Source organism: Legionella sp. MW5194, from assembly GCF_016864235.1.
In the GTDB taxonomy this organism is placed as follows: Bacteria; Pseudomonadota; Gammaproteobacteria; order Legionellales; family Legionellaceae; genus Legionella_C.
In genome coordinates this window covers 870,261-888,016 of sequence record NZ_CP045732.1, presented here as the reverse complement: position 1 = coordinate 888,016, position 17,756 = coordinate 870,261, and the positions used below count along the sequence as shown (strand labels likewise).

Below are 17,756 nucleotides of genomic sequence, written 5' to 3'. Positions count from 1 at the left end.
AGAGCAGCAGATTAAGCATGCCCTGCATCAGAAGACAATTGACTCATTTTAACACCAATCAGCAAGCCTGCGTATTCCCAGCGTTCAGAAAAGGGGACATCATAAAGCAGTTCGGATTTGTAGGGACAAACCAGCCAGACATTATTCATGACTTCTTCTTCAAGTTGGTTTTCTCCCCAACCGGTGTAACCTAAAGTAATCAAGGCATCTTTAGGACCCGTTTCAGCAGCAATGGCGCGAATGATGTCGCTTGACGTGGTCACTGTGACATCATCACGCAAGGATAAGCTGGAACGCCATCCACCAATCGGGCGATGAATGACGAAACCACGTTCCGGTTGCACAGGGCCGCCATAAAGCAGGGGTTGCATGCTTCTTTCTTTTCTCGCCGGTTCGATTTGCATTTGCTCAAACACAAGGCTTAACGGGTATTGCATCGGGCGATTAATGATTAAACCCACCGTCCCTTGCACATGGTGTTCGCAAACATAAACGACGGTACGTTGAAAATTAGGGTCGGTCAAAGAGGGCATCGCAACCAGAATGTGATTGGCCAGTGAGGTGTCTATTGCCATGGCCGCCCTCCAATGGTGTGGTCTTAAGTTAAGTATATACTAAATAAATGAACGTATTGAATTTCCATTGGACAATACTTGGCGTTTTCGTTGGAGTGATTCTGCTTACTTTATCAAGCAGACAAACACTTCGCGCAAAGCCGTGATTAACTCCTCTGCTTTCACTTCGTCATACGGAATTGACCGCTCACCCACAGCAGGTTGCCACACACTGTGAGGCCACAAGGGATCGTCTTTGTAACGGGCAATGACATGGATGTGTAATTGTTGAACAATGTTACCCAAGGCACCGACATTGATCTTGTCCGCATTAAAATACCGGCTGATCAATTCGGAGGTTTTACTGATCTCGCACATCAATTGCTGACTGTCCTCAGGCGTCAGTTGATGAAGCTCGCTAAGTCCGGGCAGACGAGGCACAAGAATTAGCCAGGGGAAAGTGGCTTCGTTTTTAAGGTACACTCGTGATAAGGGCGCGTCGCCAAGAAAGAGTGACGACTGTTCAAGTCGGGGGTCAACACTAAAAGACATGGTATCGAAAACAGAGTAAAAGCGCAGTGTAACAAAATTACGTCCGAAGGAAAGCCCTACTGTTTCACAGCACTTAACTGGGTGTATGATAAAGGATAACTCTTTGGAATAACCAGCCATGGATCCCATCACTCAAGGCGCCCTCGGCGCGGCCTGCGCCCAGACGTTTTTTGGCAGGTACAGCCGACATATCCCATGGCAGGTCGGGGCTTTGGCCGGCATGACAGCCGATCTCGATATTTTATTCGGTTCAAGAAGCGATCCGTTGCGCATCGAACTCTGGCATCGCCATTTTACCCATTCACTGGCTTTCATTCCGGCAGGTGCTTTATTAAGTATTCTTCTGCTGATGCTGTTTTCCTATTACCGTAACCATTGGCGACTGGTTATAGCCGTATCGCTGGTGGCTTATGCGACGCATGGTCTATTGGATGCCTGCACCAGTTATGGCACTGTGCTCCTGTGGCCCTTTAGCCTCCAGCGCATCAGTTGGGATATTGTGTCCATCATTGATCCCTGGTTTACAGTGCCTCTGGTATTAGGCACTGCCTGGTCAGTCATTCATCAGCAGCCGCAGGCGGTCCGAATTGGCCTTGCTGCAGCGGCCCTGTTTTTGGTTTTTAACAGCGTGCAGCATCAGCGAGCCATTCATTTTGTGCAGGATTATGCGACAGCGCACCATCTGAATTTAACCCGCTTGCGCGCCATGCCCGAACTGGCAAGCTCCACCCGTTGGCGGATTATTGCCAAGGAGCCGCCCTGTCTTTTTATTGCCACCGCCAGCATTCCGCTCTGGGGAAGCAAGACATTAATATCCGCCTCGCCTGCCGTTTTATTTTCTGCGCATCAATTGCCTTTCCCATTGTCGCCAGGTCAGCGGCGCGATCTGGCAGTTTTTTCCTGGTTCAGTAATGACTATTTAATCTTGGCACGCAGCAAGCCCCCCCTTGCGGCCGACGCACGGTACACTCAAGGGTTTGACGCGGTTGTCTCCTTATGGGGAATTGGTTTTCAGCAGGATAAGCCCCATATTGAACGCATGACTTCGGTTCCCATACAAACAACCTGCAGGCGGGTTTAAATGGCCAGGTACTCACCCGAAACCCTTTTGTTTCCAATGTTTAACAATGTCAACAAAAAAATGGTTTTTTTTAAAAAAACTATTGTTCCCGGTGCTACTTTTGCGTTATGGTGGATTGTATCTCTTGAAAAAGGGACACAACCCATGCTTTTTATGGTGTTTACAATTGTCATTTAGGGACGAATGCAATTGATCAGCTGGAGGATAATCCAGTCGACGATTGATAAGCTTTAGCAAAAGGAGGAGTCATGGCTACAGGCGAAGTCAAATGGTTTAACAATGCCAAGGGATGGGGTTTTATCATGCCAGAGGGGGGTGGTGAAGACATTTTTGTTCACTTCTCTGCCATTCATGGTACAGGCTATAAAACACTGATTCCAGGGCAACACGTAAGTTACGATGTAGAAAAAGGCGATCGAGGCTTGCATGCTTCCAATGTAGTGGCATTGTCTGAAACCACTTCAGCTTAAGCCATTCCATGCAGTGACACAGTAGCTTTTTGCTGCTGTGTTACAGAACATCATGTATCATTGCCTTTTTAATGCTGGATTTGAACATGATGAAGCAAGGTCTCCTGTTAATTAATCTCGGCACGCCCGATGCACCTGACACGCGTTCCGTGCGTCGCTATTTGCGCGAATTTTTAGCCGATCGACGTGTGATTGACTTACCGGCACTCATTCGCTATCCCCTCCTCTATGGGCTTATTCTTCCATTCAGACCGCGTCGATCGGCGCATGCCTATCAGTCCATCTGGAAAGAGGAAGGTTCCCCGTTGATAACCCACAGTCGAAATTTAGCCGCGAAATTGCAATCCATTCTGGGTGATCGATGTCAGGTCGCTCTGGGCATGCGTTATGGCAATCCCTCCATTGAGCAGGCTCTTGACCAGCTTAAGCATTGTAGCCATATCACCCTGTTGCCCTTGTATCCTCAATACTCGTCAGCAGCAACCGGCTCATCCATTGAGAAGGTATTGACCTTACTAGCCACAAAACCGGTCCAACCTTCGTTAACCATTATTCGGGATTTTTATAATCATCCCCGCTTTCTTGCAGCCCAGGCCCAGCGGATTAAACCTTACCTGGATGAGCATGATTATTTACTGTTAAGTTTTCATGGGATTCCGGAACGTCATCTGAAAACCAGTGGTTGCGAAACGGTTTGTGCTGGCAGCTGCCCTCCGCCCGCAGTGGCTAGTCAGGCCTGCTATCGGGCCCAATGCTTCGCCACTGGCCAATTGCTCGCGACGCGCCTGGGTTTGCCTGCCGGCTACTACCAGGTTGCTTTTCAATCCAGATTAGGTAAAACACCCTGGATCAAACCTTATACCGATGAGGTACTGGCGGAGTTAGCTTCACAGGGAATCAAGCGACTTGCCGTTGCCTGCCCATCCTTTGTCGCCGATTGCCTGGAAACGCTGGAAGAAATCGGCCTGCGCGCTCAATTGCAATGGATGAAACTTGGGGGTGAAAAACTGACAGTCATTCCCTGTTTAAATGACATGCCGCAATGGGTGGAAAGCTTGGTCGACATTAGTCAATTACAACAGGAAGAACCGCTTACGGTGTAAGCGGCTCGACTATTAGCAGGGTTCCGTCCTCGATGCCAACCACTTTAACGCGGGTTCCGGCAGGCAACTCCGGCCCGGTTACAAACCAGTGGGCATCGTTGATGCGGATTTTACCGCGGCCATTTTCAATGGCTTCCACCAGGGTCACTGTTCGTCCCACCATCGACTCAAAGGGACGATTAATCAGAGAAGGCGGTGTTACAGCCGTCCGATGTTTAAGAAAGCGCCACCAGGCATAGGCTAAGAAAATGCTGAAGATTGAAAACCAGATCAATTGCCACTGCCAGCTTATCAGCAGTAACCAGGTGAGAACACCCGTAATAGCCGCCGCCATTCCCAATGCAATGAGAAAACCCGCGGCGCCAAGTGTTTCTGCAATGATAAGCAACAGGGCCAGTGCCAACCAATGCCAATATAATAACCATGCCATGAAGAGACCTTACAATTGAACTTTGTTCGCATTCCTCGGATTGATATTCTTAAGCATTTCAGTCATACCGCCCAAGGCACCAATGACACCAGTGGCTTCCACCGGCAGGAAAACCATTTTACTGTTTTGCGCATTACCGATTGTTTTTAAGGCATCAACGTATTTTTCAGCGATAAAGTAATTAATCGCATTAATATCTCCTTCAGCAATGGCCACAGAAACCATTTTGGTGGCATTGGCATCCGCCTGGGCTGTTCTTTCTCTGGCCTCTGCCGCGAGGAATGCCGCCTGCTTATCGGCTTCTGCCCTTAAAATCTGACCTTGCTTATCCCCTTCCGCACGCAGAATTTCAGCCTGTCTGTCCCCTTCCGCGGCTAAAATCGCAGCCCGTTTTTCCCTTTCTGCTTTCATCTGGTTAGCCATGGCATCAATCAGGTTCTGCGGCGGACGAATGTCTCTGATTTCAATGCGGGTCACTTTCACGCCCCAGGGATTGGTGGCGGCATCAACCACATGCATCAGGCGATTATTAATTTCATCGCGTTGACTCAGCATACCGTCCAATTCAAGCGAACCCAATACCGTACGGATATTGGTCATGGTCAGGTTACGGATGGCATGTTCAAGATTATCAACCTGGTAGGCTGATTTGGCGGGATCAACCACCTGGAAAAAACACACGGCATCGATGGTTACCATGGCGTTGTCAGACGAAATGACTTCCTGAGGCGGGATATCCAGCACCCGTTCTCTCATGTTCACTTTATAAGTGACCCTGTCAATAAAAGGAATGATTAAACCCAAGCCTGGCAGGAGTGTTTGGGTGTAACGTCCGAAACGCTCAACAGTCCATTCTTCGGACTGCGGGACCACTTTTACACCCGCTAGAACAAATGCAATGGCAAAAATTGCCAATAACCCCAGAGTAATCAATGATCCCACGGCACTCTCCCTTTTTTTTTCAATTCGCTTGCTTTGAATTGAGGGTATTCTTACTTAAGCTTATAGCTTACCGCCAAGAAGATTGCAAAATCCAATTTTTTTATGCTATAGAAGTAGTTAGTGAAAACTTTTGACGGAAAACCATGCCTAACAAACAATTTGCTGAACGTCTTAATCGGGAGCTTGATGCCATCGGTGTCCCTCTGCGCAGCGACGAACGCATTGAGGTGTTTTCCAAGCTGATTAAAATACCAAAATTTAAAGCCGAGGCCATGCTCAATGGCATTACAGTCCCCGATGACGCGCTACTGAAACTATTGGCTGAAGAGCTGGAAGTTAATCCGGACTGGCTCATTGGAAAAAGTGAGCAGAAACAAAAAAAAACGAAAGCCAGTTAATGGCTTAATGGTAACCCTCCGGGTTTTCTGCGCTTCAATCAAGCCTTGTTGCAAAGCCATGCCCTGCAACAATTCACTTGATTACATCAGGAGATTGGGTTGTTTCAATCGTCTCAAAACAACATGTGATTCATTTTAAACAACATTTCTTAAGAGAAAATTAACAAAAGAAAGCTGGGCTTATTTTTTTTCGCTTTACGTCTACCAGGCAGAAAGGGTATTCAGGAAAGTGTTCCTTGACCTTGTTATTGCAGCATTACCCGTGAAAACGATGATTGGCGCTTATCGGCTTGGCATTTTTCTCAATGTACTGAATCACTTTGGCAGCAATATTGACATGCGTGGCCTTTTCAATGCCTTCCAACCCAGGCGATGAATTGATTTCAAGCACTAAGGGACCATGGTTTGAACGAATCAAATCCACGCCCGCCACCTTCAAACCCATGGTTTTCGCTGCAGCCACGGCGATGGCGCGTTCCTGGGGCGACAATTTGACTTTAAGGGCTTTACCGCCCTGATGCACGTTGGCACGAAATTCCCCTTCCTTGGCCTGGCGCTTGATGGCCGCTACCACTTTATCGCCAATCACAAAACAGCGAATATCAGTACCCCGTGACTCTTCAATGAATTCCTGAACCAGGATATTGGCTGACATTTCTTTAAAGGCATTGATGATGCTGACCGCGGATTGATGGCTGTCGGCGAGAATTACCCCTTTACCCTGGGTGCCTTCCAGTAATTTGATCACCAGCGGCGCACCGCCTACCATGCGAATTAAATCTTCAGTGTCGTCGGGGGATTGGGCAAAACTGGTGAGCGGCATGGGGATCCCCTTGCGCGCCAACAATTGCAGGGAGCGGAACTTGTCCCGTGAACGGGAAATGGCAATCGATTCATTAACCGTGTACATGCCCATGGTTTCCATGTGACGTAACACTGCTGTCCCGTAATAGGTGATGGAAGCGCCAATGCGGGGAATGACAGCATCATAGCGCGGCAACGGCTCGCCGCCGCGATAATGAACTTTGGGACAGGACGCAGCCACATTCATGTAGCAATAGAGTGGATTAATAATACTCACCTCATGACCCGCCTCCTCACCAGCCGCCTTAAGCCGCTGATGGGAATACAATTGGGGGTTAGTGGCCAATATTGCAATTTTCATAACGCGCTGTTCCCGAATCTGATTTTTTTATTCTATAAGCAGAGCCTAGCTCAAAACTTACCTTTATGCTTGGCCTATCCCGGGCACATCCATTGGTCCTGTACCAACCATTAACCGACCAACAACTGATAGTCTTTGGCCAGTGTCAATGCCTGATGCGGTGTCGTAAAGAAAGCGCTCAATTCCCCCTCAGGATTGAACAACATGACAGTACCGCTGTGCTGTACATCGTAATTTTGCGCATCCTGGCTCGTCGGCATGGCCACTTTGGCATAGGCAATGCCCATTTCCCGTGTCATTTTTTTAATCGCCTTGCCCTCTCCCCGCGCACCGTAGAAATGCGGATCGAAGGATTTCACGTATCCCGCCAGCTTTTGCAGATCATCGCGCTCGGCATCAATTGAAATCATAACCACTCGCGGCAAGGGTTTAACCCCTTTTTCCTCCAGAGACCGGTACATTTTTGCCAGTTCCGCCATGGTGGTCGGGCAAAGATAACCACAGCTCGTAAAGCCAAAGAAAACCAGGGTCCACTGACCTTTGAGGCTTTGATTATTAAAGGGTTGATTATCGATGCCGATTAAGGAAAATTCATTTACGCCGCGCGGCGTTTCAAGCAGAGTTCCATGAAATTGAGCGACATCGATTTTTTTGCCTTTATGTAAATGCTGTGAAACAAAAAAACCGGTTACCAGTGCAACCAAAGCCAGTAATAAAATCACTGTCAGATTAATTCGATTTTTCTGAGCCGTCATGTTTCCCCCTAGAGATAATGGTCAATCAATAAAAAACAAAACAAAAGCATTAAATATACAATTGAAAAACGGAACGTGCGCATGGCAATCACGCCCTGGTCGGTTCGATAGAGACGAAGCGACCACTGAAGAAAACGAACTCCCAGCGCCAATGCCGCTGCCAGATATAAAAATCCGCTCATGCCCACTGCAAACGGAAGAATACTGACAACCAGCAATAAAATGGTATACAACAGCACGTTTAATTTGGTAAACGCAATGCCATGCGTTACCGGTAACATGGGAATTTCCGCGTGTTGATATTCTTCAAAGCGGTAAATCGCCAGGGCCCAAAAATGCGGAGGAGTCCAGGTGAAAATGATCAAAACCAGCAACAAGGCCTGAGGATCAAGCTGGTTAGTCACCGCCGTCCATCCCAGTAACGGCGGCGCTGCACCAGCTAAACCGCCGATGACAATGTTCTGCGGTGTTGCCCGCTTTAAATAACCGGTATAAATACCCGCATAACCAATGAGGGTAATAAAGGTTAACACCGCCGTCAGCGTGTTGACCCATAACCACAATAAAACAAGCCCGCTGATGCCTAACACAGCAGCAAAATAAATGGCTTGAGCAACCGACACACGGCCGTGGGCAACCGGTCTTTTTTTAGTCCGTGCCATAATGGCGTCAATGCGTTTATCCACCAGGTGATTAATGGCTGCCGCACTGCCGGCACAAAGCCCGATGCCTGCCAAAGACACCAGCACCGTCGACAGTGGAATCCACCCGGGTGCGGCCAGGTACATGCCAACCACGACTGTCAGCAACATCAAGGCGACGACACGCGGCTTGCACAGTTCAAGGTAGTCGCGCCAGTCTACCGGTGTTGCCAGTTCATGCTTAGCCTGCATCGCGTTGTTCCCTCATTGTCAGATAAAACATCATGAAGACTGTTGCCATTAACAAAGCAGCAACCCCATTGTGTAACACAGCCACACCAAGCGGCAGAAGATAAAGGACATTCAGTACGCCCAAAGTGAACTGGGCGGCGACCAGCACCAGCGCGGCAATGGCCAGTAGCCGCAGCGTTTTATAAGAAACCCTGGCCAGCATCATTGCACTCAGGCCAATCACATAAACCGCAGTTACCAATGCCCAGAGGCGATGGATGGTTTGAATGGTCACCCGCACCTCGTTATCAAGAACGCCGCCCTGATAATTTGCCCCAACCGGGGAAAACAGATTAAAGCCCTGGGTAAAATGCAGCGCAGGGATCCATTGGCCATTGCATTGCGGGAAACCGATGCAGGCAATACCGGCATAATTGGAGCTAACCCAACCGCCGAGAGCAATTTGAATCAATACAATAATCAAGCCGAGACCCGCAGCAAAGCGCCATTGAGGCAGTGCGGGGGATGCGGTGTTAAAGGATTGGAGGCAAAGGCAGCTTAAGCAGGAAAAAATAACGATCCCGCCAAGGAGGTGGGCCATCACCACCACCGGCAAGAGTTTCATCGTCACCGTCCACATACCGAGTGCGGCCTGAAAAATAACCAGCCCGATTAGGATCGCTGGCAACACCCAGGGTGTTGCTTTCTCTTTTAAACGGAATACCATCGCGCGGCATCCTAAAAAAACAATGACTAAAGCCAGAGTCCCCGCCGCGTAGCGATGCGCCATCTCTGTCCAGGCCTTGCGCGACTCAATGGGGCTATCGGGATACGATTGCTGGGCGGCGGTCAATGCGGGTTTAGCGCTCGGCAGGACGAGATGCCCATAACATCCGGGCCAGTCGGGACAACCCAGTCCCGCATCCGTCAAACGCGTGTAGGCCCCAAGCATGACCACAAACAAGGCTAAGGCAACCGCCAGGACGGCGGCATAACGGCTGGTTTTTGTCTGCATGCTAACTACTCTTTTTTTCAACAGTGGTCAGTAATTGTTTTAAATCGTGGAATATGTCTTCTGATTTGGCTGTTAACTCATAAGACAGAATCAGGTAATTATTAGGATCCGCGATGAATACCCGGTCTTCGCCAGTCAAGCGCTCAATCACTTGACGCTGGGCGTGATTAAGACGCAGGACATGAATATCCTGCTCGTGCAGGGTATTCAGCAGCGGCGCGGGCAAGGCCGGGTCGTTGTCATTGATAACCAGCCATTGCTCGACTTCATAAAGCCGTCGTCCCAGGGCAAGGCGCACGCGAGCAAGCTTCTCGATCTGCTGGCTGCACTCTGAGTCACAATGGCCCGGATGCCAGAGCAGCAGGTGCCACTTTTCCTTGTTATTGATGGCACTGAGCGACACGGCAGGTTTAAGCAGTTCCCCTTTGTTGGTTTGGGCGCCCAACCACTGGGGATGTTTAAAAAACAGGTAAGCAATGGGCGCAGGCGCTGCAAACATCAGCGCGAGTAGAATTAAAGCCAGTTTCTGATTTTTAGTTTTTTTCATGGGTTTTCTTAAGATTCAGTACGATATAAATTACCAATACCGCGAGGGCCATGGCAAACCATTGTACCGCATAGCCATAATGACGTTGCGGAGACAGGGTCACGACCGGCCATTCACGAACGTACCCGTTCGCAGCATTTTTATTGAGGCGAATGATAAACGGATAGACTGATTTATGCAAAACTTGGCTGACTAACTTTGCATCAATTTTTTCGATAACATAATATTTGTCTTTTTTCTGCTCAATAGCATCACCCAATACCCACTGCTTAGTCGACGGATAATAAACACGGCCGGCAATGACTGAACGCTGTCGCGGTGTTGTCACTTCGGGTAACTGGTTACGATGAAGGCTGCCTTTAACCCATCCTCTGTCAACTAAAACAAGCTGGCCATTTTCAAGCAATAAGGGATTGAAAACGTGGTAGCCAAACGCGTGATCATAAAATTGATTATCCAGTAAAAACACGGTGGGGAGAAACCTGCCCTGTACGCGAATACGCTGATACTGAGCAGGAGGCGGGCTATCAGGCTGCCAGTCAACGACCGGTTTTTGGGCACGTTGGGCTTCAAGTTCAAGCGTGTGCTCTTTTTCATGGGCCCGGGCAATTTGCCAATAGCCAAGGCCTGCAAGCGATGCGGCCACAATCACCGCCAGCAGGGTCATGCCCCATTTGGGTGCGAATTGATAATTACCAGAGAATAAATGAGTCATAATTAAATAGAAGCGGGTTACTCTTGTCACGCTGTTAATCAGAGTGAGAGTATACCCCCCGATGTTCAAATTGTGGTATTTTAATTGAAAGTTTTTTAAGGATTGTTCCATGACTAAAGTTGTTATCATCCTTGCCATGCTCATCATTCTGATTTCTCTGGGCAGCGGCCTTTTTTTCTTAATCCGGGATGAGGGGAAAACAACGCGCACCGTCAAAGCCCTAAGCTGGCGCATTGGCCTGTCGCTCGCGCTTTTTATCTTCCTTATTGTGGCATTCAGCCAGGGCTGGATACAGCCTCACTCCGTTTAGCGGGCTCGCATGCTTCTGCAGGCGGCGAATGATTTTGCACAGCACGGGGCGGTTTGCCTGCGGCAATTGCTCAATGCACAGCAGATTCACCGATTGCGGCAGGGCATTGAGCTCAATTTAGCTGCCTTAAGTCCCCGCGCTAAAGTAGCCAGCCGTCCGGATGATCCCGGCTTTTTCGTTGAAGATTTCTGCACCTGGCAACACAATGTTTTTTATCAACAGGTTATTTTTGATTCCCCTCTCGGTGAAGTCGCTGCTCAGTTGATGAAAAGCCGTCAGGTCAGGCTTTATCATGATCACCTGCTGGTCAAGGAGCCTCGCACCCGTCAACCGACGCCCTGGCATCAGGATCAACCCTACTATAATGTCAGCGGCCATCAGAATATCAGCTTCTGGATTCCTGCGGACCCGGTCAGCCGTGCATCGACTCTGGAATTTGTCGCCGGCTCTCATCGCGGGCCCTGGCTGATGCCGCGAACGTTCATGGATAATCAGGCCAAATGGTTTCCGGAAGGATCGCTCGCAGAATTGCCTGATATTGACGCAGCACGCGAGAATTTTCCCATTCTGGGTTGGGCGGTTGAGCCTGGCGATGTCGTGTGTTTCCATATGCTGACCCTGCATGCGGCCGGTGGCGTAGACGCCACGCGAAGGCGGGTTTTTTCGCTTCGCTTTCTTGGCGATGACATGGTGTATGCCCCGCGAAGCTGGGCCACCTCACCGGATTTTCCAGGCCTCAATGACGAGCTGACCGCAGGCTCAGCGCTTGACCATCCCCTCTTTCCCCTTGTCTGGCAGGAGAACGAAACTATTTCCAACATGGACATCCGTCCGCTATAGTTTAAGGCTTCATGGGATGACAAGGAACAATCATGTACACGCTTTATTCATTCGCTACGCCCAATGGCTTTAAACCCACCATTCTGCTTGAGGAATTGCAAGTTCCTTATCAAATAAAGTCGGTGAATATCCGCGAAGGGGAGCAATTCAAGCCCGACTTTTTAGCGATTTCTCCCAACAACAAAATTCCCGCCCTGCATGACAGCGACAATGATTTTCATTTGTTTGAAAGCGTCGCCATCCTTGAATACCTGGCGGAAAAGCACGGTCAATTTTTACCCACGGCCTTAAAGCCCAAATTTAACGTGCTGCAATGGTGTTATTTTCAGGTGGGCAGCGTAGGACCCATGTTCGGGCAATATGGACATTTTACCGTTTATGCTCCTGAGCAGGTTCCTTATGCAAAAAAACGCTACAGCGATGAAGTGTTGCGCCTTATCGCGGTCATGGATAAGCAGCTCATGCAACAGGATTTCATCGCCGGTCACGACTACACCATTGCTGACATGGCGATCTGGCCCTGGATTTATTGTTATGAAGTCTTTTACAAAACACCCCTCGATGACAAGCAGTTTCCCCATCTCGCCAACTGGTATCATTCCTTAGGCAAGCGCCCCGCCATTGAAGCAGCCCTTGCTGCCTATGAGCAAGCGTAACACACCCGCAGGCTGTAGCGGTGAAAAGGCCCTCTGCTGCACAGAGGGCCTTCTCCTGTTCTTATAAGGCATCATCGGCCAGTTGCCTCAGATACTGTTCAGCCTGGGAAAGAATAGCTGTCTGTTTCTCGTTAGTCAGTTTTTCCCAATTCAGGTAAGCATAATGAAGGCGTGGGTTTTTTTGTAATTTTTGACGATGAGTATGGAGGAAGTTCCAGTAAAGCGAATTGAACGGACAGGCGGTCTGCCCTAGCGTCTCATTGGGATCGTACGCACAGGATTGACAAAAATTGCTCATTCGCTGGATGTACTTGCCGCTGGCTGCATACGGTTTACTGGCCATTATACCGCCATCAGCAAACAGAGCCATACCCAGCGTATTAGGTAACTCCACCCATTCATACGCATCGGCATAAACGGCCAGATACCAGGCGCAGACGTCCTCGGGGTTAAGCCCAGCCAGCAAGGCGAAATTGCCAGTCACCATTAGCCGCTGGATATGATGCGAATAAGCGTATTCACGCGTGTGAGATACGACTTCACTGAGGCAATGCATGCGGGTCGGTCCTCCCCAGTAAAAGGACGGCAACGGCCTTTTGGCCTCAAGGTAATTGAGTTTTGCGTAATTCGGCATACATAACCAATAAACCCCACGCACAAATTCTCGCCAACCCAATACCTGCCGAATATAGCCTTCCGCCGTATTTAAAGCCACTCTTTTATTAAGGTAGGCCTTCTCAACCCACTGGCACAGTTCAAGAGGCAATAGCAGCCCGGCATTGAGATAGCCCGATAATTTGGAGTGATAAAGCGTTGCCTCGCCCGTCATCATGGCGTCCTGATAAGGACCAAAAGCAGGCAGGTAGTGGTCAATGAAATAACACGCTTCGTCTAAAGCCTGTGCTCGGGTAACCGCCATGTTAAAGGCCTTGAGTGTACCGAAATGATCTTGAAAGCGATTTTTGACCAAATTTAAAACAGAAAGGGTTATGTCATCGTTTACGTGAATTAACCGTTGAGGGAGATCAGGCGGCTGTTTTAAAGGCTTGCGATTGTCAGCATCATAGTTCCATCGCCCGCCTTCAGGCTGATTATCCGTCGCCATTAAGAGGTGATACCTTTTTCGCATGTCGCGATAAAAATACTCCATTCGTAATTGTTTTCTTTCCTGAGCCCAGGATTTAAAGTCCTGAATTGAGCATAGAAAGCGGTTATCCTTGAACACCTGGACTGGCAGAGGCAATTCTTTTTTCCATGAGGAAAATTTTTGCCAGACACGCCATTCACCTGGACGGGTTAAAACGAGGCGCGTCACCTTTTCCTCAGCGACAGCCCTTTTTAACTCGTCGTCAAAGGTTCCCGTATTTGCCGGATCATCCAATTGGACATAACGTACTCTGTAGCCATCCGCCTTCAATTCGTGAGCAAAATGACGCATGGCTGAAAACAGAAACGCGATTTTTTGGGGATGATGCCTGACGTAAGTGGCTTCCTCCATCACTTCACAGAGAAAAACAACATCGTGCTGCTTATCAAGGCCTTGCAGGGCGTGCAGTGAATGCGTTAATTGATCCCCTAAAACAAAACATAAAGTCGACATGCAGACTCCGGCTTACATTTTCATTTTCGCACGCACAGCACTTAATCCGCCGTCGACGCCGAGAACCTGGCCTGTTATCCAGTTATTCTGTGGATCCATTAAAAAAAGAATGGCTCGGGCAATGTCATCCGGATGCCCTACTCTTCCCAGGGGGTGCATGGCTTTTGAAGCGTTCAATGCAAGCTCATTGTTTAATAAACCTGCCGTTAGAGGCGAGGCAACCAGGCCGGGAGCCACAACATTGAAGCGAAGATTGGCATTGGCATACGTGGCTGCGGCCGAGCGCGCCAGACCAATCAATGCGGATTTCGCCGCCGCAATGGCTTCATGGTTTGCCAAGCCGACGGTGGCCGCAGCAGAGGAAATCAGCACCACCGAGCCGCCCTGTTTCATGGTCAAGCCGGCCGCCCGCACGGTCGCAAAGGCCGTGGTCAATGACGCATTCATCACGGACTGGTATTGCTCCTGAGTGGTCACATGAGCCGCTTTAAGCAGCAATGAACCGCTGCAATTCACCACCCCCTGAATGTCACCGGCCCGCCTGAACACGGCTTCCACGGCACTAAAATCAGACGCATCAAGAACGGCGTCCGGTGTTATTTTGCTTTCATCACGGGCGGTAGTAAAAACCGTATCTCCCTGTGCGAGCAAGGCCTCGGTTACCGCCTGACCAATCGCGCTGCTTGCTGCAATCACCAAATAATGAGCCATTTTTTTCCTTCCCCTTAAACAGGATTGAGGCCAACTTCAATCTAATGATAATGTGTGAGATTGAACCTTAACACAATAGCCAGGTCGCACTAATCATCGTGACAAAAAAAGCCATTGGAATCATTTTACATGGGGCGCTTTATTACCTGAGCTGGATAGCCTGTGTTTATTTTGCTCATAGGGAAGCCCCCTGGACGGGTCCGCTCCTTACGCTATTCTTGCTGTTGATACAAGCACTCTGGGAGAAAGTGAATGGCGTTAATCTCGCCCGTCCGCTGCTCTTCACGCTGTGTTTTGGTGTGTTGGGCGCTGTTGTCGACAGCGTGTGGCTATGGGCAGGCCTCATTGTCTACAAAGCCAATCCTTGGGCGCCTTACGTGGCCGCGCCCTGGATTATCGCCCTTTGGTTAAGCTTTGCCTTTTACCTGATTGTGACCTATGAAACGCTGTTCACCTATTACAAAACAGTCGGCTTCCTCGCCCTGACCGGCGTGCCCATTGCTTATTGGCTCGGAGTAAAAATCGGCGCGGCCTTGCCTCTTCATCCCTGGTTTTACATCATCCTGGGTTGTTTTTGGGCCATGGCTTTACCGCTTTCTCTTTGGGTTTACCATGCCCGAATACAATCCGCGCCTCAATGGTAGTTGTCCTGAGATTTGCCTCGGAACAAATGATAGGCATACAACGTATAAGCCAGAAGTACTGGCAGCATGATACAGACTCCAACCAGAATAAAACGCAAAGTGGAATCGGGGGCTGCGGCTTCCCAGAGGGTGACCTGATGGGGGATTAAGTAAGGGTAGACGCTTAAGGCAATGCCGGCGTAAGCGCAGAAAAAGATAACAATACTGTACAGGAAGGGGTTTCTTTCATGGCCTGCGGCTAAATTTTTCCAGGCCAGGACAATGGCAACAAGGGTTATTAAGGGTAAGGGGCTTAATAAAATGACATTGGGGAAGCTATACCAGCGATTAAAAATCTCAGTGTTGTGAAGCGGCGTCCAGATGCTGACAAACAATAAGAAGAGGCTGACGATAATCAACAGGCCCTTGGCATAATGGGTCATGTTTTTTTGCAGGGAACCGCTGCTTTTGATAATCATCCACGTGGCGCCCAAAAGCCCGTAGCCGCTCACCAAGGCAACCCCCGTTAACAAACTGAAGGGAGTCAGCCAATCCGCATCATTAATCGTCATTTGCGCTTCATTGATGGGAAAGCCCTGGACAAAGCAACCGAGCACCACCCCTTGAAAAAAGGCCGCAGCCAAAGAACTGATCGAAAACAACCAATTCCATAACGGCTTTGACTGCTCTGCTTTAAAACGAAACTCGAAACTGACCCCACGAAAGATAAGGGCAATCAGCATCAGCATCAGAGGCATGTACAAAATGGGAAGCAACAGGCCATACACCTGCGGGAAACCGCCATAAAGAATGGCCCCGCCAAAAACCAGCCAGGTTTCATTGCCGTCCCAGACAGGCGCAATGGAATTCATCATCTGATCCCGCTCGCTTTCATTGGCAGTAAAGGGAAATAAAATGCCGACTCCCAAATCAAATCCGTCCAGAATAACGTACATGATCACAATAAAAGCAAGCAGGAAGGCAAAGATTAATGGCAACATTAGTTATCCTCCCGTGATAAATCAGTCATGTACTGGAAGGCATGGTGTTCGGGTTTATCCTGTTCAGCCTCCTCGGGGCCGCGGCCTATTAATTTCAGGAGATAATACAGATAAAAACCGAAAACAATGCCATAAGCCAGGACTAATAAAACAAACGAAATGATCACCTCTTCCAATCCAATTGCCGATACGGCCTCAGAGGTACGCAATAGCCCATAAACCACCCAGGGCTGACGGCCTAGTTCAGCTGTTAACCAACCCGCAACGCTGGCTACAAAACCCAAAGGGGCTAAACCTAAACTCAGATAATGAAACCATCGACTGGTGTAAAGCGTTTTCCTTACACGCAAATAGAGGCCTACCAACGCCGTAAACAGCATGAGCAGGCCAATGCCCACCATGATGCGGAAGGAAAAAAACACGGCGGCAACCCGTGGTTGGTCCTGTCGAGGGACGGTGTCAAGACCGGTCATTTGCCCATCCCAATCATGCGTATTGATGAAGCTCGCCAACTTGGGAATGGTGACGGCATAATCATTTTGTTGCTTTTCCTGCGACGGCAAGGCAAAGACCACCAGCGGGGCACCCTTTTGAGTCGTCCAAAGCCCCTCCATCGCGGCGGTTTTAATGGGTTGATGCTCGTGGATCGTTAATCCAACCAAATCACCCACAGCAATTTGCAGGGGGACGAGGATTAAAGCTGACCACAATGCGAACGAAAGGCATTTTTTCGCAAGCGCAACGGCTTTATCGTTTAAGAGGTAATAAGCGGATACGGCAATAATCACAAACGAGGTCGTCACGTAAGAAGCCAGCAGCATGTGAATGAAGCGAGGAATAAAGGAGGGGTTAAACACAACAGCCCACCAGCTGGCAACGATGTATTTGCCATCCATGAGCTGATAGCCGCTGGGCGTCTGCATCCAGGAATTGGCCGATAAAATCCAAAAAGCAGAAACGGTTGTTCCCAGAGCGACCAGGATGGTCGCGGTAAAATGCAGCCAGGGTGGAACCCGTTGCCAGCCAAACAACATAATGCCTAAAAAACCAGCCTCGAGGAAAAAAGCAGTCAGTGTCTCGTAGGCAAACAGTGCACCGAGAACATTGCCAAATTCACTGATAAACGGACCAAAATTGGTGCCTATCTGATAGGCGAGCACAATCCCTGAAACAACGCCCATACCAAAGGTGAGGGCAAAAATTTTAGTCCATAACTTACAAATTTTAAGGTAGTCGCTGTTTCCTGTCTTAAGCCACAGGCCTTCCATGATAATCAGGAATACCGCCAACCCCAGGTTCAATGTAGGAAACAGAATATGAAACCCGATGCTAAATCCAAATTGAATTCGCGACAGAAGCTCTACACCCATGGTCTTTACGCCCCATGATTGATTATGTGACCATCATACCATAAAA

Annotated in this window: 22 protein-coding genes; 8 read left to right on the top strand and 14 right to left on the bottom strand. The window is 49.1% G+C overall.

The genetic code is table 11. From position 1 onward, the window contains the following. Nucleotides 1-11 precede the first annotated feature (11 nt). Both GH742_RS04190 and GH742_RS04185 read right to left on the bottom strand, forming a co-directional pair. Nucleotides 12-575 (bottom strand): YqgE/AlgH family protein, encoded by a 564-nt coding sequence (locus GH742_RS04190; protein WP_203456233.1) that lies wholly within the window; start codon nucleotides 573-575, stop codon nucleotides 12-14. 105 nt (nucleotides 576-680) lie between these two features. Further along, nucleotides 681-1,106 (bottom strand): HIT domain-containing protein, encoded by a 426-nt coding sequence (locus GH742_RS04185; protein WP_203456232.1) that lies wholly within the window; start codon nucleotides 1,104-1,106, stop codon nucleotides 681-683. Nucleotides 1,107-1,224: 118 nt separating this feature from the next. On the opposite strand from GH742_RS04185, the gene GH742_RS04180 reads away from it, so the two are divergent. The 3 genes from GH742_RS04180 (at nucleotide 1,225) to hemH (ending at nucleotide 3,760) form a co-directional block, all read left to right on the top strand. Further along, nucleotides 1,225-2,187 carry a metal-dependent hydrolase gene (locus tag GH742_RS04180; protein ID WP_203456231.1) on the top strand — a complete coding sequence of 321 codons (963 nt, stop codon included), beginning with the start codon at nucleotides 1,225-1,227 and terminating at the stop codon, nucleotides 2,185-2,187. 248 nt (nucleotides 2,188-2,435) lie between these two features. After that, on the top strand, nucleotides 2,436-2,657 hold the full coding sequence (locus GH742_RS04175; RefSeq protein WP_203456230.1) for a cold-shock protein: 222 nt from the start codon (nucleotides 2,436-2,438) through the stop codon (nucleotides 2,655-2,657). Nucleotides 2,658-2,746: 89 nt separating this feature from the next. Further along, a complete protein-coding gene (gene hemH, locus GH742_RS04170; protein ID WP_203456843.1) occupies nucleotides 2,747-3,760 on the top strand; it encodes a ferrochelatase in 1,014 nt (337 codons plus the stop codon). On the opposite strand, the gene GH742_RS04165 is transcribed toward hemH, so the two are convergent. Continuing rightward, a complete protein-coding gene (locus GH742_RS04165) occupies nucleotides 3,750-4,190 on the bottom strand; it encodes an NfeD family protein (protein ID WP_203456229.1) in 441 nt (146 codons plus the stop codon). The two genes, hemH and GH742_RS04165, sit on opposite strands and share 11 nt — an antisense overlap. 9 nt (nucleotides 4,191-4,199) lie before the next feature. Continuing rightward, nucleotides 4,200-5,132, bottom strand: coding sequence for an SPFH domain-containing protein (locus GH742_RS04160; RefSeq protein ID WP_108292397.1), 933 nt, complete (start codon nucleotides 5,130-5,132; stop codon nucleotides 4,200-4,202). Between the two features lie 143 nt (nucleotides 5,133-5,275). Between GH742_RS04160 and GH742_RS04155 the strand changes: the two genes are divergently transcribed. Further along, a complete protein-coding gene (locus tag GH742_RS04155) occupies nucleotides 5,276-5,530 on the top strand; it encodes a hypothetical protein (RefSeq protein ID WP_203456228.1) in 255 nt (84 codons plus the stop codon). A 256-nt stretch (nucleotides 5,531-5,786) separates the two neighbouring features. On the opposite strand, the gene rimK is transcribed toward GH742_RS04155, so the two are convergent. The 6 genes from rimK to GH742_RS04125 form a co-directional block, all read right to left on the bottom strand. Then, a complete protein-coding gene (rimK, locus tag GH742_RS04150; protein ID WP_108292401.1) occupies nucleotides 5,787-6,695 on the bottom strand; it encodes a 30S ribosomal protein S6--L-glutamate ligase in 909 nt (302 codons plus the stop codon). A 110-nt stretch (nucleotides 6,696-6,805) separates the two neighbouring features. Further along, nucleotides 6,806-7,450, bottom strand: coding sequence for an SCO family protein (locus GH742_RS04145; RefSeq protein ID WP_203456227.1), 645 nt, complete (start codon nucleotides 7,448-7,450; stop codon nucleotides 6,806-6,808). A gap of 8 nt (nucleotides 7,451-7,458) precedes the next feature. Continuing rightward, nucleotides 7,459-8,343, bottom strand: a complete 885-nt coding sequence (gene cyoE / locus GH742_RS04140) for a heme o synthase (protein WP_203456226.1) — start codon at nucleotides 8,341-8,343, stop codon at nucleotides 7,459-7,461. Next, nucleotides 8,333-9,337, bottom strand: coding sequence for a heme A synthase (locus tag GH742_RS04135; protein ID WP_203456225.1), 1,005 nt, complete (start codon nucleotides 9,335-9,337; stop codon nucleotides 8,333-8,335). Before GH742_RS04135 ends, cyoE begins: the two co-directional genes overlap by 11 nt. Nucleotide 9,338: 1 nt before the next feature. Then, nucleotides 9,339-9,884 (bottom strand): hypothetical protein, encoded by a 546-nt coding sequence (locus GH742_RS04130; RefSeq protein ID WP_203456224.1) that lies wholly within the window; start codon nucleotides 9,882-9,884, stop codon nucleotides 9,339-9,341. Beyond that, a complete protein-coding gene (locus GH742_RS04125; RefSeq protein WP_239005274.1) occupies nucleotides 9,871-10,710 on the bottom strand; it encodes an SURF1 family protein in 840 nt (279 codons plus the stop codon). The genes GH742_RS04130 and GH742_RS04125 overlap by 14 nt, the downstream gene beginning before the upstream one ends. Between GH742_RS04125 and GH742_RS04120 the strand changes: the two genes are divergently transcribed. Genes GH742_RS04120 through GH742_RS04110 form a run of 3 tightly spaced genes read left to right on the top strand, consistent with a single transcriptional unit; the run spans nucleotide 10,709 to nucleotide 12,405 of the window. After that, the gene (locus tag GH742_RS04120; RefSeq protein ID WP_058531960.1) at nucleotides 10,709-10,909 is read left to right on the top strand and encodes a twin transmembrane helix small protein; all 201 of its coding nucleotides are present in this window, start codon (nucleotides 10,709-10,711) and stop codon (nucleotides 10,907-10,909) included. The genes GH742_RS04125 and GH742_RS04120 overlap by 2 nt on opposite strands. Nucleotides 10,910-10,918: 9 nt before the next feature. Further along, on the top strand, nucleotides 10,919-11,749 hold the full coding sequence (locus GH742_RS04115) for a phytanoyl-CoA dioxygenase family protein (protein WP_203456223.1): 831 nt from the start codon (nucleotides 10,919-10,921) through the stop codon (nucleotides 11,747-11,749). A gap of 32 nt (nucleotides 11,750-11,781) precedes the next feature. Continuing rightward, nucleotides 11,782-12,405 (top strand): glutathione S-transferase N-terminal domain-containing protein, encoded by a 624-nt coding sequence (locus GH742_RS04110; protein WP_203456222.1) that lies wholly within the window; start codon nucleotides 11,782-11,784, stop codon nucleotides 12,403-12,405. A 61-nt stretch (nucleotides 12,406-12,466) separates the two neighbouring features. Here GH742_RS04110 and GH742_RS04105 read toward each other — a convergent pair whose 3' ends face one another. Further along, complete coding sequence (locus GH742_RS04105) at nucleotides 12,467-14,005, bottom strand: cryptochrome/photolyase family protein (RefSeq protein ID WP_203456221.1); 1,539 nt, start codon at nucleotides 14,003-14,005, stop codon at nucleotides 12,467-12,469. Nucleotides 14,006-14,017: 12 nt separating this feature from the next. Further along, the gene (locus GH742_RS04100) at nucleotides 14,018-14,716 is read right to left on the bottom strand and encodes an SDR family NAD(P)-dependent oxidoreductase (protein WP_203456220.1); all 699 of its coding nucleotides are present in this window, start codon (nucleotides 14,714-14,716) and stop codon (nucleotides 14,018-14,020) included. Between the two features lie 98 nt (nucleotides 14,717-14,814). Here GH742_RS04100 and GH742_RS04095 point away from each other — a divergent pair, with 98 nt between their 5' ends. Beyond that, complete coding sequence (locus GH742_RS04095; RefSeq protein WP_203456219.1) at nucleotides 14,815-15,360, top strand: DUF2878 domain-containing protein; 546 nt, start codon at nucleotides 14,815-14,817, stop codon at nucleotides 15,358-15,360. Here the strand turns inward: GH742_RS04095 and cydB are convergent. Both cydB and GH742_RS04085 read right to left on the bottom strand, forming a co-directional pair. After that, complete coding sequence (gene cydB / locus GH742_RS04090) at nucleotides 15,351-16,340, bottom strand: cytochrome d ubiquinol oxidase subunit II (protein ID WP_203456218.1); 990 nt, start codon at nucleotides 16,338-16,340, stop codon at nucleotides 15,351-15,353. The two genes, GH742_RS04095 and cydB, sit on opposite strands and share 10 nt — an antisense overlap. Continuing rightward, the gene (locus GH742_RS04085; RefSeq protein WP_203456217.1) at nucleotides 16,340-17,710 is read right to left on the bottom strand and encodes a cytochrome ubiquinol oxidase subunit I; all 1,371 of its coding nucleotides are present in this window, start codon (nucleotides 17,708-17,710) and stop codon (nucleotides 16,340-16,342) included. The genes cydB and GH742_RS04085 overlap by 1 nt, the downstream gene beginning before the upstream one ends. Between the last annotated feature and the right edge of the window lie 46 nt (nucleotides 17,711-17,756).